At 46.2% G+C, this 14,260-nt stretch carries 14 protein-coding genes; 4 read left to right on the top strand and 10 right to left on the bottom strand.

The features are described 5' to 3' along the window. Positions 1 to 55: 55 nt before the first annotated feature. Together ACV3PA_RS04805 and ACV3PA_RS04800 are read right to left on the bottom strand one after the other, a co-directional pair. On the bottom strand, positions 56 to 961 hold the full coding sequence (locus tag ACV3PA_RS04805) for a hypothetical protein (protein WP_456125743.1): 906 nt from the start codon (positions 959 to 961) through the stop codon (positions 56 to 58). Positions 962 to 979: 18 nt separating this feature from the next. Further along, positions 980 to 2,206, bottom strand: a complete 1,227-nt coding sequence (locus ACV3PA_RS04800) for a J domain-containing protein (protein ID WP_456125742.1) — start codon at positions 2,204 to 2,206, stop codon at positions 980 to 982. An 85-nt stretch (positions 2,207 to 2,291) separates the two neighbouring features. Here ACV3PA_RS04800 and ACV3PA_RS04795 point away from each other — a divergent pair, with 85 nt between their 5' ends. Further along, positions 2,292 to 3,041, top strand: a complete 750-nt coding sequence (locus ACV3PA_RS04795; protein ID WP_456125741.1) for a hypothetical protein — start codon at positions 2,292 to 2,294, stop codon at positions 3,039 to 3,041. Next, the gene (locus tag ACV3PA_RS04790; protein ID WP_456125740.1) at positions 3,038 to 3,721 is read left to right on the top strand and encodes a hypothetical protein; all 684 of its coding nucleotides are present in this window, start codon (positions 3,038 to 3,040) and stop codon (positions 3,719 to 3,721) included. The genes ACV3PA_RS04795 and ACV3PA_RS04790 overlap by 4 nt, the downstream gene beginning before the upstream one ends. Positions 3,722 to 3,764: 43 nt before the next feature. On the opposite strand, the gene ACV3PA_RS04785 is transcribed toward ACV3PA_RS04790, so the two are convergent. The 6 genes from ACV3PA_RS04785 to ACV3PA_RS04760 all read right to left on the bottom strand — a co-directional run bounded on the left by ACV3PA_RS04785 (position 3,765) and on the right by ACV3PA_RS04760 (position 10,673). Further along, positions 3,765 to 5,495, bottom strand: a complete 1,731-nt coding sequence (locus tag ACV3PA_RS04785; protein ID WP_456125739.1) for a zinc ribbon domain-containing protein — start codon at positions 5,493 to 5,495, stop codon at positions 3,765 to 3,767. Then, positions 5,492 to 5,914 (bottom strand): zinc ribbon domain-containing protein, encoded by a 423-nt coding sequence (locus ACV3PA_RS04780; protein WP_456125738.1) that lies wholly within the window; start codon positions 5,912 to 5,914, stop codon positions 5,492 to 5,494. The genes ACV3PA_RS04785 and ACV3PA_RS04780 overlap by 4 nt, the downstream gene beginning before the upstream one ends. Before the next feature lie 20 nt (positions 5,915 to 5,934). Next, positions 5,935 to 7,320 carry a TcaA 3rd/4th domain-containing protein gene (locus tag ACV3PA_RS04775; protein ID WP_456125737.1) on the bottom strand — a complete coding sequence of 462 codons (1,386 nt, stop codon included), beginning with the start codon at positions 7,318 to 7,320 and terminating at the stop codon, positions 5,935 to 5,937. A 235-nt stretch (positions 7,321 to 7,555) separates the two neighbouring features. Further along, the gene (locus ACV3PA_RS04770) at positions 7,556 to 8,068 is read right to left on the bottom strand and encodes a hypothetical protein (RefSeq protein ID WP_456125736.1); all 513 of its coding nucleotides are present in this window, start codon (positions 8,066 to 8,068) and stop codon (positions 7,556 to 7,558) included. A 253-nt stretch (positions 8,069 to 8,321) separates the two neighbouring features. After that, the gene (locus tag ACV3PA_RS04765; RefSeq protein WP_456125735.1) at positions 8,322 to 8,882 is read right to left on the bottom strand and encodes a hypothetical protein; all 561 of its coding nucleotides are present in this window, start codon (positions 8,880 to 8,882) and stop codon (positions 8,322 to 8,324) included. 75 nt (positions 8,883 to 8,957) lie between these two features. Further along, complete coding sequence (locus ACV3PA_RS04760; protein WP_456125734.1) at positions 8,958 to 10,673, bottom strand: hypothetical protein; 1,716 nt, start codon at positions 10,671 to 10,673, stop codon at positions 8,958 to 8,960. A gap of 326 nt (positions 10,674 to 10,999) precedes the next feature. Between ACV3PA_RS04760 and ACV3PA_RS04755 the strand changes: the two genes are divergently transcribed. Both ACV3PA_RS04755 and ACV3PA_RS04750 read left to right on the top strand, forming a co-directional pair. Then, positions 11,000 to 11,434 (top strand): sigma factor, encoded by a 435-nt coding sequence (locus ACV3PA_RS04755; RefSeq protein ID WP_023469451.1) that lies wholly within the window; start codon positions 11,000 to 11,002, stop codon positions 11,432 to 11,434. Further along, positions 11,431 to 12,264: a tyrosine-type recombinase/integrase gene (locus ACV3PA_RS04750; RefSeq protein WP_456125733.1), complete on the top strand. Its 834-nt coding sequence runs from the start codon at positions 11,431 to 11,433 to the stop codon at positions 12,262 to 12,264. Before ACV3PA_RS04755 ends, ACV3PA_RS04750 begins: the two co-directional genes overlap by 4 nt. Here ACV3PA_RS04750 and ACV3PA_RS04745 read toward each other — a convergent pair. Both ACV3PA_RS04745 and ACV3PA_RS04740 read right to left on the bottom strand, forming a co-directional pair. Continuing rightward, entirely contained in the window at positions 12,245 to 13,063 is an 819-nt protein-coding gene (locus ACV3PA_RS04745; protein WP_456125732.1) for a tyrosine-type recombinase/integrase, read from the bottom strand. The two genes, ACV3PA_RS04750 and ACV3PA_RS04745, sit on opposite strands and share 20 nt — an antisense overlap. 107 nt (positions 13,064 to 13,170) lie before the next feature. Then, the gene (locus ACV3PA_RS04740; RefSeq protein WP_058712974.1) at positions 13,171 to 13,854 is read right to left on the bottom strand and encodes a hypothetical protein; all 684 of its coding nucleotides are present in this window, start codon (positions 13,852 to 13,854) and stop codon (positions 13,171 to 13,173) included. Positions 13,855 to 14,260 lie beyond the last annotated feature (406 nt).

The raw sequence follows: 14,260 nt of genomic DNA, 5'->3' as shown, positions 1-14,260 counted from the left end.
ACCGGAAGGACAAATGAAAAAGCCAGCTCCTGAATCGACAGGACCTGGCTTGTACTTATTTCACTGTAAATTTCACAGTAACGGACTTATCGTAAGCATCCGGCTCAAAGTTCCACTTCTCAACGCCCTTTTCGACCGCTTTAAAACCATATCCATCAAACGTAAGTTTTCCTTCTCCCGAAGAAAACGCACGATAGACGTAAGGATTCGTATCCTTCGTTGACTTACGGACGATTCCGAAACGTTTTCCCTTCTTGAGCGTCATCGACTTACCACTTGTCAGATGAGTACTACCATTATAATAATCGAGCGTCATATATTTTGAAACTTTTCCAGCAACTGTCCGATCATCCGCCCCTGTACCAAGACGATGCTTCAATGTTTTGCCTTTATAAGAATAGACATCATGGACGATCGTCATCGAACCGATGAAAAGTTTTTTGTCTTTAATGAGCGCTCGACCAAACGGATACGCATTTTTCGACTCAAACATCTTTTTGATCTTTTTACCATCTGTCGAACCGATTAGAATCGGTACAACATACCCACCGCTTCCACCAGAAGGACCGATGACGAGCTGTTCCTTCTTCGTATCGAGTAGTTTTCCTTTTGCACGCACATCATAATAGTCCGTGTCTCGATCCGTATACGTGTAGATCGTCGTCCACTTCTTCTTTTTCGCATCGTACTTCTGTGCTTTCCCGATGACATCATTCATATACGTCTTCGAATTGAAGCGTTCATACAGCGTGAACGTCTCGGGATACTTTCCACCAAGTAGATAGGCAGACCGGACATCAATCGGTTTGTAGCCACCGGATAGCTTGCTTTTTTTCAGTAAAGCGATTTGTCGATCAACGATTGATTTTTCCCCTTTGCTTAAAGCTGCTGCTGAGTCACTCGCTACTGGTAACGTGCTGAGCACAAGAGCAAGTGTCGATGCTACTACGATTTTTCTCACTATAAGTCCTCCTCTGATTTAATAGGTCGTCGTATCGTTTTGGCTAAACGATTTTAAAGGTTGTGAATCCACGATGTACCAGCGTTCATTCTTAACATCATATTTTAGATAATACTTGAACGGGACGTCTTCTCCTGGGTCGCTCTCCTCAAGAGAATCATCCTCTTCTCGATAATAATCACCTTCGTAATAACATAGCGCTTCGACCGTAGCCGATAAGTCCGTTGCTTTTTCGCTGACCGTGATCGATGCCGGTGAATATTCGACCGAGTCGAGGTATCCATCCCAATACACACCACGTTTGTTCATGCTGGCATAATAACTTTGTTGTTTGTTCAAGTAAGCAGTCGATGTAAATAACGTGAACGCAGACGTGTCTTTATCGATATATGCCTGTTCCCATTCCTTCGCATGCTGGTGAACCGTATCGATGATATCTCCTTTGACGGACTCCCGGACTTCCATCCCTCTACCGTCCGCTGAATCCGAGAGAGATTTTCGCTGATTGACGAGCCAGTCTTTCCCAGACTTGACGAGATTCAATTCCCAAACGATCGTGCTCGATTCCGGACGTTCATGTAGATAGGGTTGGTACGATCGAGAGGAATAGTCGACTGTCGCTTGGACCGTCGCTTGGTCACCTTTAATCGTGATGTCGTTTTGAGGAATGTCATTGACGCTGAGCTCTCCGTCAAAGATGTATCCACCTGTGACTAAGTCATTCAAGCTTCCTTGGAATGTCTGATTATACGTATCGGTGCTGACGGAAAGTCCTTTGACACTTCGCTCTGTCAATGCATCTTCGAGTTCTCGGAAAAAGAGTGTCGAAATATCTTGGAGCGCCTTGTAGTCCTGATCCGACACTTCCGTCGAATCTTGCTTTTTCGACGTTTCCGGATCTTGCGACGATTTCGTCTTATCCTCACTCTTCTTCTCTTCTTCACCAATGACGAATGAAGCGTTCTGTTTTTGGCGTTCAACCGCTTGAGGCGTCTCTTCCTGATTCAAGAAGAAATATGTCCCACCACCGGCAGCGAGTAGGAGAACGAGCGCTCCAATGCCAACCGTTCGCTTATTCCGTTTATTCTTTTGTTTTTTCTCATACTTGATGACGACATATGCTCGCTCGATTTCTGTCCGTTCCTCGGATTCGTCTGGGTGCGCTTCTAACTTTTCAGCATACGCTCGCTCCAGTTCTTTCATCGATGAGGTGCGTGATATTCCTAATCGTTCATATGGATCCATGATTCCCTCTCCTTTTTAAAAATTTTGTTATTTTTTATCTTTATTTTACATTATAATGACAAAGGTAAGAAAGGAGTGCTTTTTTGTGTCACATTGTTCGAATTGTCAAACCCCGATGAATGACCAGATGATCTATTGTCCGGTCTGTGGTCAAAAAAATCATCAGACGCGGTCCCGTTCATCTAAAAAATCATGGTTCACCGGATTGCTGCTTCTACTGCTTTGTATCGGTGGAGGTACGTTCGGTTATTTGAAATATCAAGCTGCACAACCGTTGTTTAAAACGAGTGAACTGACACAGACCGCCGCGGATGTCGAGCAGGTCTTGCCAGAAGGCTTCTCATCGACTCAACGCGATCAACTTACGGATGACGAACTTGAGGATTCCCTCACGTTTGATACGGCATCACCCGATTCGCTATACCGCTTTTTGAGTACGTACGCCGAACGTCTTCCTTCGATCGGAAACGAAACGGGCGGTGACTGGGAGTATTACGATTCATCACTCGATGAATACATACCGTATGCTGACTTATTCTATGGAGACGATGACTTGACGGAAGACGAGCGCGAGTCTTTCGGCAATCGACTCGCCTTTTCAGAAGAAAATCCGACGAGCCACGTCGCCTTACAGGACATGACGTTTGATGCTATAAAAGCCATTGATCAAAAACACTTCCATGTCGAGACGACCGAAACATACGATCGACGAGACTTCGATATGGAAAATCAGCCATCTCATCGCGCTAGTGTCGAATATGAAATCACGTTTGATGACGAACAGTATCACATCACGTCGATTAAACGAACCTTCAAGAAGGAGGCGACATCATGATGTTACGTGTACTTCCTCTTTTCTTCACAGCTCTCCTACTAAGTGGTTGTAGCAATGATTCAGCAGATCTTTACTTAAAGCAAAGTGCTCAAAGTACACTTTCTGGAGACTTATACGAAGAACAACAATGGCGTGAGAAGGCTCGTACGGAAGGTGCGACCGACAAACGTCTGATCGCGCTGACGCAACAACAAGAAGCTTTTCACGACCTCGAAGCCGCTTTATTCATGAATCAGACGACGGATGCCGTACGTTACGCGGAACGAGTCATGAACCAGACGTTTGGTGATCGTGCACTCGCAAACGAAGCAGCAAGCCGCCACCGGACACTCGGCAAGGTCGAGCAGGCATTTCGTGACGTGGCAGGGACCTATACTTACTCGACGAGTGATCAAGGCGAGTACGAACAAGATTATACCGATGCGACGATCGATGTCGTGACACGTCCTAATCGTGAGGCGACATTGACGATTCATGATGCCCGTGATTTTGAAGGACAGCCACTCGATGACTATACATATAGTGGACGATTCGATTCTGAAAATAGTATGATGCTCTACTTTTATGAGTCATCTCTAGAGATCACTTTTGATGAAGACGGCAGTCTGACATTTCACGATTTAGCCATCGAGCAGGACTCAACGATTGAATTTGAACAAACCACTAAACAATCCTTATGATAAAACGCTTGTCTTCGAAAACGGAGACAAGCGTTTTTTTGAATCATCCTTTTGTATCTTTAAAACGGCTCAATCCATATCCCGCTAATCCACCGAGGAATGGGAAGAGGAACAGCATGAACGCATTCCAGAATGTCAAAGTAGAAATGACGACACCAGCTAACAGATCGTTATCCCATTGGATTTCAAGTCGCGTTTGTGTGAAGTAAGCCAAAATAAGTCCACCGACCAAGAATACACCGGCATAAATCGCAACACCAGGTAACGTCCGAATCCAGCGGAAACCGATTCCGACGTGAATGACGAACATCAGAATCAAGGCAATCAAGCCGTACGGGGCGACACTTGAATTGACAAGTTGTTCTTCTTCGAACGAAGTAGAAGCATCTGCCATTTGTGCGAAGCGTGTCAACAGTCCCGCATCAACCGTTTCATCAAAACGTGTCACTTTCGGATCAAGCGTCGGCTCTTCGCCATTTTCAATCTGATTGTAGATGATCCCTTGAATTCGACCAAGATTCGATGCCTCCCCGGCTGCTTCTACCGGTCGTTGCAAATCACTTAAGCGGTCTTCGCCATATAAGGCAGCACCTAAATGAAAGTCTTCCGTCAAAACGGTCATCTTGAAGTCGATTTGTCCTGCTTGTGACATTGCGTAGAGCGGAGAAGCACCGCTCAACAAAACGAGGCTTGCGGATTCACCGAACTCGACTTCGTCCAGTTCATCCATCTGATTTAGATAATACAGTTGTCCGAATGATGTCAAAAGGACACCGAACAAGTAGATGCTCATCAATGTCGTCGCAGCAATCCGTCCGACTTGCCAAGAACCATCGAGTTTCGTTTGACCAATGAATTGGAATAAGAGGACTCCAGCAAACGATAGAATGAAAATGCGAATCATCCCTGCGAACAGATGAAGATCGAAGATCCCGAAGTCCGTCGCAAACAGTCCGACGACTAGCGTAATCAACGATAACGTCAGGGCAAATACGGCAGCACGTTCAATGCGTTCATTCCACGATGTCGCTTTGATTCCGATGACACCACCACGTTCGAGTAACCAGGCACTTCCGATGAGGAGAACTAGCCCCGGTAAGGACAACAAGAAGTGCCCTGAGAAGATATGAAAATCAAGCTGATTGACAGCTTTTTGAATTTCAGAGAAATATTCTGTATCGTTACCTGTCACTTCCGTCAGAAAACGTGACTTTAAGTCTTCACTCGACGTCAGTTGTAGACCAGCAAGGGCAACGAATGCGAGGAAGAAGAACATACCAAACGTACTAAAGTCGTCTCCCATGTCTTGTTGCGCATTCTTGACCCCTTCAAGTGCTGTGTTATCGCTGAGAAGACCCAGCATGATGAATAATAAGACGATGATGGCAGCAAAAAAGATGACAGCGGTGATACTACCAATCGCAAGACTCGGATTCCCAAGTGATAAATCGAATCGCGATAAGAATACCTGGCCACGCTCTTTCCACGGGAGGTTCACATTCCAATCTTGCGACTTCAGCTTTTGTCGAATATCGTGCATACCCGGTAGTCGATCAACGAGTGATTCTTCTGACGTCGCCGCGACAAGACGCGAATGTCCGCAATTCGGACAGTAGGACGAACGACCGTCCATTTGTGTACCACACCCGACACAGAAATGCGCAGCTTGTTCAAAACGGATAGGACGCCCCTGCTTGTCTAAGGGTGTTCCGTCTACTTCGCAGTACTGGGCGTGCGGAGCATGTGCTTGCCCACAGGTCGAACAATACTTCATAGACGTTGCCCCATTTCCGATCCACAACATGTGCAGTAGTGTTGCTCACTTCGTTGCGGCGTGTGGCACGTCAAGCACTCAACTTTCGCTTGTTCGTTCTCGCGCGGGACAGACGTACCGCATTTCCCACAGAACTTCGCGCCCGGCTCAAGCGGCGTCCGACATGACTTACATTGTTTTTGGGCAGCTTCGACTTCCATCTCGTCGATTCGTGACAAGGCACCAAATACGAGTACTTCTTGTGCAAGAATCTCCTCGATTTCTCGACGACGCCCTTCACTCCGGAGCTTCATGTAATGCCGCTCACCGATTTCATACAACAAGCGTCCCTTCTCACGTCGCGCCTGCTCCGCCTGTTCTTGTAATTCTTTTGCTGTCATTCCTTGAAAACGTGATTTGACTGATTGCCAATCCATCATCTGTGTAGCCTCCCTTATGTTCATTTGATATTCGTTGCTTGCTGAATCCGGAACTCTTCTTCATAACTATCTTCATCACTCGTATACGTGAAGAGATAACGGAAGAGGGATTTCGCCGTAGACTTTCCTGGTGATTCACTATCAGGTGTATACATTTCACCTCGGATATACGTTGTCGCCATGACTTCGATGCCGACCGTATCACCATATTCGACGAACTTCGCTGAAGAACGGTCAATCGATGCATTCATGAATTCGCCGTCCCACTCTAAGTCCTTGCGGCTCCAATCGTCGTAGTTCTTTTGTTGTTTTGCGAGATATGACGCATCATCAACAAGTGAGAAGTAACTCGTATCCTGATAGATCGCTGCATCGACCCAGTCAGATGCATGCGCCTCGACGACTCCCTGAAGCTCGTTCAAAACGGCTTCAGACGGTTTGAATGTGAATGTCGCTTTTTTCGTATCGGGTTTGACTAGAATCTCATCTGATGTTTCTTCTCCCCACGGGAAGTCATTCTCGACTGAGAGCTTGATGCCGTTTTTCGGGATCGGTCCATAGTTCTTCAAATCCGATACTTGTTTGGATGTAGACTTCCCGTCAACGATCAAATAGGCATCCGGATAAGTCTGATCCAGTTCGATTGCATCCCCTTTTAACGTGATTTCGAATTTGCGATCCGACGCATCCAGTGTCAACGGATTGATCGTGACATCACTCGATTCTTTTCCATATTCACCGTCATACGCGATCTTCGCATCGGTCAATCCCGGATAAACACCGTCCATCATGATGCCTTCCGCAGACGCTTTACTGCTTTCCGTTCCGACCGGATTCACGAGTGTGACCTTTGTTCCTTTAAAGTTGCTGACGACTTCCGTTTTGACCGTATCAAGACGGAGTCGGTAATCCTTAAAAATACCAAGCTGACGACCGTTTGCTACGATTTGACCAGGAACGTCACTTTCGTTTTCTGCTTGAATCGACGTACCAGCCATCAATAAATAATCCATGAATGATTTCTTTTGTTCCGGTGTCTCTTTCAAGGCGTCTAAAAAGCGTTGTGCCATTTTTTGGTCAATCGGCTTCCCATTAAATTCTGTATGCTCAGCGAGTAACGCAGCGTCACCCGAGCGAATCGCATCACGTACCTCATTTGTCGTTGCTTCAACTGTAAACCATTGTGTAGCAAGTCCATAGTAAGCGCCGCTTGCTACGACAACTAACACGACCGACAGAAGAATTGCTTTCGCGGACTTACCCATCTTTTTAGAACGCACAGGTCTCGCATCTCGTTCTTTTTCTACAGGTTCTAGTTGTTCTACATGTTTCTCTAGGGCATCACCGCAACTTGGACAAAATTTTAATCCACGTCTTGCGGCATCCGAACAGTTCACACATGCCATTCGATGTCCTCCTCACTCACCATCTATTTATAGTAAAAAATAACCATAGAAAATATTAACACGCATTCAACTTTTTTACTATCATTCATCAGAATATTTTAGAATCTAATTTTAATATCAAATAAAAAATGTAAAAACTGTTTACCAAATGCAGTGACATGGACAAAAAGAAAAGCACCTGCGTCCGTAACAAACATGGAGGCAGATGCTTTGCTTATAAGTAAGTAGAAAATATTTAACCAAGACGTAATAAGGATTTGATATCTTGATTCATCCCTACATATAAATTAGCGATCGCTTTTTGGATGTCTTTTTTGCTTGAATAAGAATCTTCGATTACTTGATTTGTATTATAGGCATTCGCTTGAAGATGATTTTTTAATTCAATCAGATAAGATCGCTGATTTTCATTAAAATACTCCGGTTGATATCTGACGTGATGTCCTATATTTTTCACTAAACCATTCATGTCATTTAATAATTGTAATAAGTCCGCTTTACGCATATCTTTCTCTTGTAGTGTGGAAGAGGCGAGGACGTTCTCCACCTGAGCCCTTATTTTTTCATTGTATTCTTCATCTTTCGACAGAGTCGGAACGTGTGGAGACAATTTTTTAAGATTACTGTGATAACGACTCGTTGCTTGATCTTGATCTACTTCAACTTTTTTGTTGATGCTGAGAGCGCTATACGGATACACGTAACGAATGGCTATGGCAGCGACAAATAGTACGATGATTGCGATCACCGTATACCTCATTGTATTCTTTTTCAAAATTTGCACCATCCTTGTTGATATAACTGATAGATTATTCAAAAATATACCATTATTTCATCCCTTTAGAAAGCTAATAAAGTTAATTTTTTTCGCGAACCATTCCTTCAAGAAATGAATCTATTTTCCACCTCGTGTATTTCAATAAAAAAACTACCAAACACCATTGATAGATGGTATCCGGTAGTCTGATTAAGCTATATTGCAGTATTTCGCTTATTCCCCTTCATCGATCCGTCGCTGAAACACCAAATGCGCGGACATAACCTTTAGTATCGTAATCAAGCCACAACAAGGCTTTTTTACTTACGTTGTAATAGTACGTACCCTTTTGTTCGAATCGGAGGTATTCTTCTTTTTTAATTTGGAAGCGCATCTTTGCTGGAACTTCATCCTTTTGTAGCGTTTCGTGTTGACTCGGTTTCCCGAGCGTCTGTTTGACTTCACTCAGCTTGATTTTACGGTCGTTGAGCTGCGGTAACGTCATCAAGACTCCAACATGTTCCGGGTACTTCGCGCTAAACCGAAAATCGGAATACAGATACGTGCCTTTCAACTTCCCGAAGACGCAACAATCAGTCTGATTGACCCCATAGCTGGCGTCTTTCCCTTTGATCGTGAAACGATCATACAGCTTCGCCTTTGCATCAAGCAGCGTTCCTTTTTCTGCTGCTGCGAATTGTTTTTTCAAGTACGCGGCATTCGACATCGTTTTCGCATCAACCGTCATTGGAACAAGTAATACAAGCACTAGTAGTAGCGCCATACATCCTTTCATCCATTTCATTCGATGTTCCTCCTTTGTCGTGGATTACCGTTACCCTAACACACCTTTCTTTTCTTTCCAAATCCATCCATATGTTTAATTCACATGAATTAAGCGTACTACTCCTTTCGCGTCAAAGGCGAATTGGCACGTCACTTGTCCGATCCGATATTCGTAGACGCTACGAATGGCGTACGTCGCGCGTGTCGTTTTACCTTCGACGATGCGTTGCGAGTAGGACGTCGCATATGTCTCCTTGAACGTCGGTTTACCGAACACGGCACTGATTTCCGCTTTCGTCAGCGTGCGTTTCTCAAGCGCTGGTGCGAGCGTGACGAGATCGATCCGGTCGATTTGACTCCCAAAACGCGGATAACGGGCTGCAAAATGGCGACCTTTCCACTTCCCGTTAAGGACCTTTTCTCCTTTTTGAACGAGGCTACCGGACGTACCTGTCCACGAGACATAACTGGCTCCGACGCGCGGCGACCCTTCAAATCCTTTCCGCTCTTGCATCGCCTGCTTTTGACGTTTCAACCAACTGCTGTCGGAAACGGTCGAGAGCTTCGGTAACGGAATGACTTTTCCTTTGAGTGTCGCCGTGTAACCTCCGTAGGATGCCCGTAACGTATACGTCCCCGCTTTTTTCCCGTACAGTTTTCCCGACGAGACGCTCGCAATCGTCGGTTGATCCGAGACCCATTTCACTTTTGCCGTGACTTGTTTTTTCTTGCCGTCCGCTTGGGTGACGTTGAGAAGGAGCGGCTCAGGAGATCCAACCTTCACTTCCTTGAAGGAAGACGGGATCGAAAGCGCGACCGGTCGTTCGACTAACAAACGACCATCATACATGTTTGTCCGTTCGCCACCGTCGGCATTCGCGATGAGGTAGCGGGCTCCCTTCGTCATACCGAGCACAGACGAGTAACTGACGGAATCATCACGATCCAGTGATGTTTCGATCCGGTGCCCGTTTTTCTCAAACAAGGCAAAGGAACCGTCTCGTCCCGTATACAAGGCACCGATGAACTTTCCACTCTCATCGACCGCAATATCTTTATATGTTCCGGTCATTCCCGTGATGAACTGCGAGGAAGTACTTTCCTTGAACTGGTGCGCCACATCATAGACATACAGACGTCGATCGTTCGCCTTCGCGAGCACGAGTGTACCGTCGCGTCCCATCTCATAAGCTACGTAGCCAGATGGATGCGTTAGACGTTTCGCAAGCGTCCCGTCTTTTTCGTAAACGTCGACGCTCGTCTCACGGATGATCGCTAAATAAGCGGTCGACGTCCGGATCGCTTTTGCGCCCGTCGTCTCCTGTACATAACGGACGGTTGCTGTATCTAAGTCATAGACGGCTGTCTGCTCGACGCCCTCTTGTTTCCCACTCACTGCAAGTAAATGTGAATCCGGGAAGAAACGGGCACGGGTGAACGACTGAAGCGTGCCTGCAGGTGTCGCGATCTGATCGATGACGTGCAGCACGTTCCCCGTCGCATCGCGTACTTCAAGCACTTGATCCTTTACAAAGACGAATCGTCGTTGATCGTCCGATACCGTAAAGTCTTGTACCGGTTCTCCTTCTTCAGTCGACAGCATCTGCACGTCGCGCGTTTTCTCGAAATCAAAGAGTCGTGGTGCTTCATAAGTTCCCCATCTCCAGACGCGTGACTCGTCCGGTACGACTTGAAAAGCAGATGATGGAGTGAGTGAGGTAACGAACGGAATTTTGACTTCTGCAGATGAATGGATGGACGTTGCAGAATACAGAACGGTCGCTGCAAGACCGACGATGATTTTTTTCATATGTGGTTTCTCCTTTTATATAAAGTCTTACTTATAAGTATAATTAAATTCTCAAATTTTACCTTCTTTTCCCAAAATAAATCTTTTTTCGAACACTGTCGAGGATAAGTAGAGTTATCCTCGGCTTTCAACGTCACTTTTTTGAATCGTGCCAACGGTTTTCTCATCTTTTACGATACGTTTGCTCCTGATTCGACAAAAAATCACTAGTAATAATCCAGAAAAACCGCTTGAAACCAGACGTCTGTATTGGATAACTCTACTTATACTGAAACTACCGCGGAATACATAGCAGATATGCATATCTCGTAAAAGGACTCCATCCGATGAATGAACTTCTTCGCAACTGGCTCCCCCTCATCAACTCCCTTCTCTCTCGCCTGTCGATCCACCCGAATGAACAGGATGAATGCCGGCAAGCCGCCTTGCTGCGTCTATGGAAATCGATCGAGGATGGCAAGACATTGACCGTCACCTTCGTTCGGATTCGCGCGAAAGGCGCGATGCTCGATTACCTGGCGACTCGTAATCGGACGCTCGCAACCGAAGTCGTCTCCGACGCGTTACCGGAACGCCCGCGTACTCCGCATCTGTCATTCACCTACCTGATGAATGAACTCAAGCGAGACTTATCGGCGACGGAGTTCACGTTTCTCGAGTCGTTGATGAACGGGACGGAAGAGACGCTCGGATACTCGCACGCCCGGCTCCGATCCTTGAAATCCGAACTCCGCAAGAAAGTCGAGTATTTGCTCGGATGATGGCGTTCTATGAAGAACGATTATTAACGTTGATCGAACAAGGACCCTACAGTCCATTGACGAAAAAAGCTTACCGCAGCGACGTCCGTCATCTGTGTCGCAACGTGACCCGAATCGATGTTCCTTCGTTGCAACGGTACGGTACCTTACTGCGAACGTCGTATGCTTCGACGACTGTCTCCCGTCGTCTCCACGCCCTGTCGACACTGTTCGACCAACTCGTTACTGAACGCGCCTTAGCACACAATCCCCTCGCACAAACGAAACGTCATCCCCCGATTGCCCGTCGACGCCCCCGCTTTTCGTATGATGAGGTCCGGTCCGTCCTCGAACGGATTACGGACGAGACCGTCTACGCGTTTTGCTTTTTACTGCTCCATACGGGACTTCGTTTCGCCGAGGCACATGCTTTACGTTTGACGGATATCGATTGGGACACCAAGCAACTATTCGTTCGTCACGGGAAAGGAGGACGCATGCGTCACCTTCCGTTACATGACGAATTGCATCGCGTCTTATTGCGTTATCTTGAGACGACATCCGTCCCTTCGCAGGAATTGTTTTCAACGGAGACGGGTCGTCGCTTCCCGGCGGAACGGATTCGGTCGACGTTACGCGAAGCGAGTCTAACCCAGCTCGGTCGGATTCTTCGTCCGCACGATCTTCGGGTGACCTTTGCGACCACGCTCTACCACGAACATGAGACGGACGTATTGACAATCATGCGTCTACTCGGTCATCGGGACGTCCGGACGACCCAACACTATATCCTGCCTTCCAGCGATATCGATCGCGCCTCGGTCAACCGGCTCAAGCCGACAACGTATTGAGGATCTCCCGGATTCGGTTCGTACGACTCCGGATATAGCCGACGGTCGTCGTCGGATGCGCATGACCGAGTAAGCGCTGGATCTCAACGATCGTACAGCCTCCTTCATGATGCAGATAGGTTGCATATGCGATCCGGAGCGCATGCGGGCGGAGCGGTGCACCGCTCAAGCGCAAGCCTGCGTCACGGAGAACGAGACGCGCCGTCTGTTCATGCAGATGGCGTCCGGTCACAGACTGAAACAAGATGCCCTCTTTACGTTCACCGAGGAAATGCAGGAGACGGTGCGACAGCATCATCCCGATCGGAATCGTACGCAGGCGACGTCCCTTACCGTAGCGGACGAACAGTGTATGCGTCTCGAAATCGATATCTGTAACGGATAACAGGCGTGCTTCGGTGAAGCGGAGACCGGTCTGGCAAATCACTTCGAAAAACAAACGGTACATCGGGTCTTCGATGCTGCGGACGATTGACAGCCCCTCCTGTAAGTCATGATAGGTCTCATCCGGAAAACGTTGATGCGTGATCGGTGACACGTCATGCAGTGGATTCTTTTGCAACCTTCCGGCTCGGACGAGTACATTCCCGAGTGAACGCAAGGCATGGAATCGCCGCAGAATCGTCGACGGCTGATAATTCAGACGCATCTGATCGAAGTAATGCTGCAGCGACGCGATCGACCACGAGACACCGGCACGTTCCATATGCCGGACGTCACTACGGTAGGCTTTGATCGTCGGTTTTGCGAACGTCGGATGTGAGATGAGATATTCGTGCAAGTACTCGTCGTGTTGCATGGGAATTCCTCCTTCAGCCAAGTAGTTTCATCTGCTCAATTGCATCAGTTTCTGACCTGCTTAGACAACAGGAGTCCATCTTTTGCTAGATGGACTCCTGTATGTATTCATAGTGACATATGATCTGCGACTTTGAAGGTTTTTTTCTTATAGTCGTAACTCATGAGGACCATCTTTCGTCCACCCGTCGAAGTCGGGAAAACATACGTCTTATAAGATGACTTCTCTGCACCGATTGCAGCGAGATCCGCTTTCGATTGAATCGACGACCAATCCGTCGCCTCGATTCCTGTCCACTCCCCAAGTCCTGTTCCAGAAAGAATCGCATCGAGTTGCTTCGCTGTCATTCCTTTTTTAACCTTTGCGCCCTTTGCGAGCTTACGTGTGCTTTCACGTGCGGCAGACTTCGTATTTTCACGATAAATATCAAACGATTTTCCGATCAATCGATAGACAGAACTATTCTTTTTCGTCATAAAGATGAGTGACGTATCGCTATCTCCGTTCTTGCCATTCGTGAAGTAGTAGAACTTCGTTTTTTGACCGTACGAGATTTCCGTCGACTCGGCTTGTTTCTTCAAGACCGTACTGCCACTCTTTTTCACCAGTTGTTTTTTATAATCTTTACCGTATAAGACTTTTGCTGCTTCCGTCATCGTCATACCAGTCTTTAAGTTTGTGTACTGCGTCGTATACTTCGTTTCCTCTTTCGTAGCAGCCGATGCACTTCCAGCACATACTGTCGCGCCTGCGATCATTGCTGCAAGTACCGTTGTTGTCATGCGTTTCATTCGATCATCCTCTTTCTTCTGTTCATTTCATGAATGTATCATTCATACCTCATCTCATTATAATGGATTTAATGGTTTTTTATATCTATTTTTCCTTTTTAGTTTTTATTTTTACATTTTTATTCAATTTTTATCGTTTTTTCATGACCATTATTTCTAAATAATACTCAATTCACACGCTGGATGACCGAATTTAGGATTTTTTGAAAATAAAAGAAACAAGTATGTTATATATTTGAAATTTAGACCAAAATCACTATTCCCTGAAACTTTATGAGTATATATACCTTAAATTGTTGAATATTAATTACATGTATAAAACCAACCTATACCAATGATTCAGGTCAATTGACCTATATTAGATGCCTAATAAATACCATTTAATATAATTATGTTAAAAATATTA

This window comes from Exiguobacterium sp. EA-TM-5, assembly GCF_053878415.1.
The sequence above is the reverse complement of the archived record's forward strand: the minus strand, read 5'-3'. Positions and strand labels throughout refer to the sequence as shown.

What these genes read in the sequence shown, in the direction of transcription:
- ACV3PA_RS04775 (WP_456125737.1), bottom strand. Translation starts at nt 7,320, where the DNA reads ATGGCATGTGTGAACTGTTCGGATGCCGCAAGACGTGGATTAAAATTT.
- ACV3PA_RS04780 (WP_456125738.1), bottom strand. Translation starts at nt 5,914, where the DNA reads ATGATGGATTGGCAATCAGTCAAATCACGTTTTCAAGGAATGACAGCA.
- ACV3PA_RS04790 (WP_456125740.1), top strand. Translation starts at nt 3,038, where the DNA reads ATGATGTTACGTGTACTTCCTCTTTTCTTCACAGCTCTCCTACTAAGT.
- ACV3PA_RS04740 (WP_058712974.1), bottom strand. Translation starts at nt 13,854, where the DNA reads ATGAAACGCATGACAACAACGGTACTTGCAGCAATGATCGCAGGCGCG.
- ACV3PA_RS04800 (WP_456125742.1), bottom strand. Translation starts at nt 2,206, where the DNA reads ATGGATCCATATGAACGATTAGGAATATCACGCACCTCATCGATGAAA.
- ACV3PA_RS04760 (WP_456125734.1), bottom strand. Translation starts at nt 10,673, where the DNA reads ATGAAAAAAATCATCGTCGGTCTTGCAGCGACCGTTCTGTATTCTGCA.
- ACV3PA_RS04785 (WP_456125739.1), bottom strand. Translation starts at nt 5,495, where the DNA reads ATGAAGTATTGTTCGACCTGTGGGCAAGCACATGCTCCGCACGCCCAG.
- ACV3PA_RS04755 (WP_023469451.1), top strand. Translation starts at nt 11,000, where the DNA reads ATGAATGAACTTCTTCGCAACTGGCTCCCCCTCATCAACTCCCTTCTC.
- ACV3PA_RS04765 (WP_456125735.1), bottom strand. Translation starts at nt 8,882, where the DNA reads ATGAAATGGATGAAAGGATGTATGGCGCTACTACTAGTGCTTGTATTA.
- ACV3PA_RS04750 (WP_456125733.1), top strand. Translation starts at nt 11,431, where the DNA reads ATGATGGCGTTCTATGAAGAACGATTATTAACGTTGATCGAACAAGGA.
- ACV3PA_RS04745 (WP_456125732.1), bottom strand. Translation starts at nt 13,063, where the DNA reads ATGCAACACGACGAGTACTTGCACGAATATCTCATCTCACATCCGACG.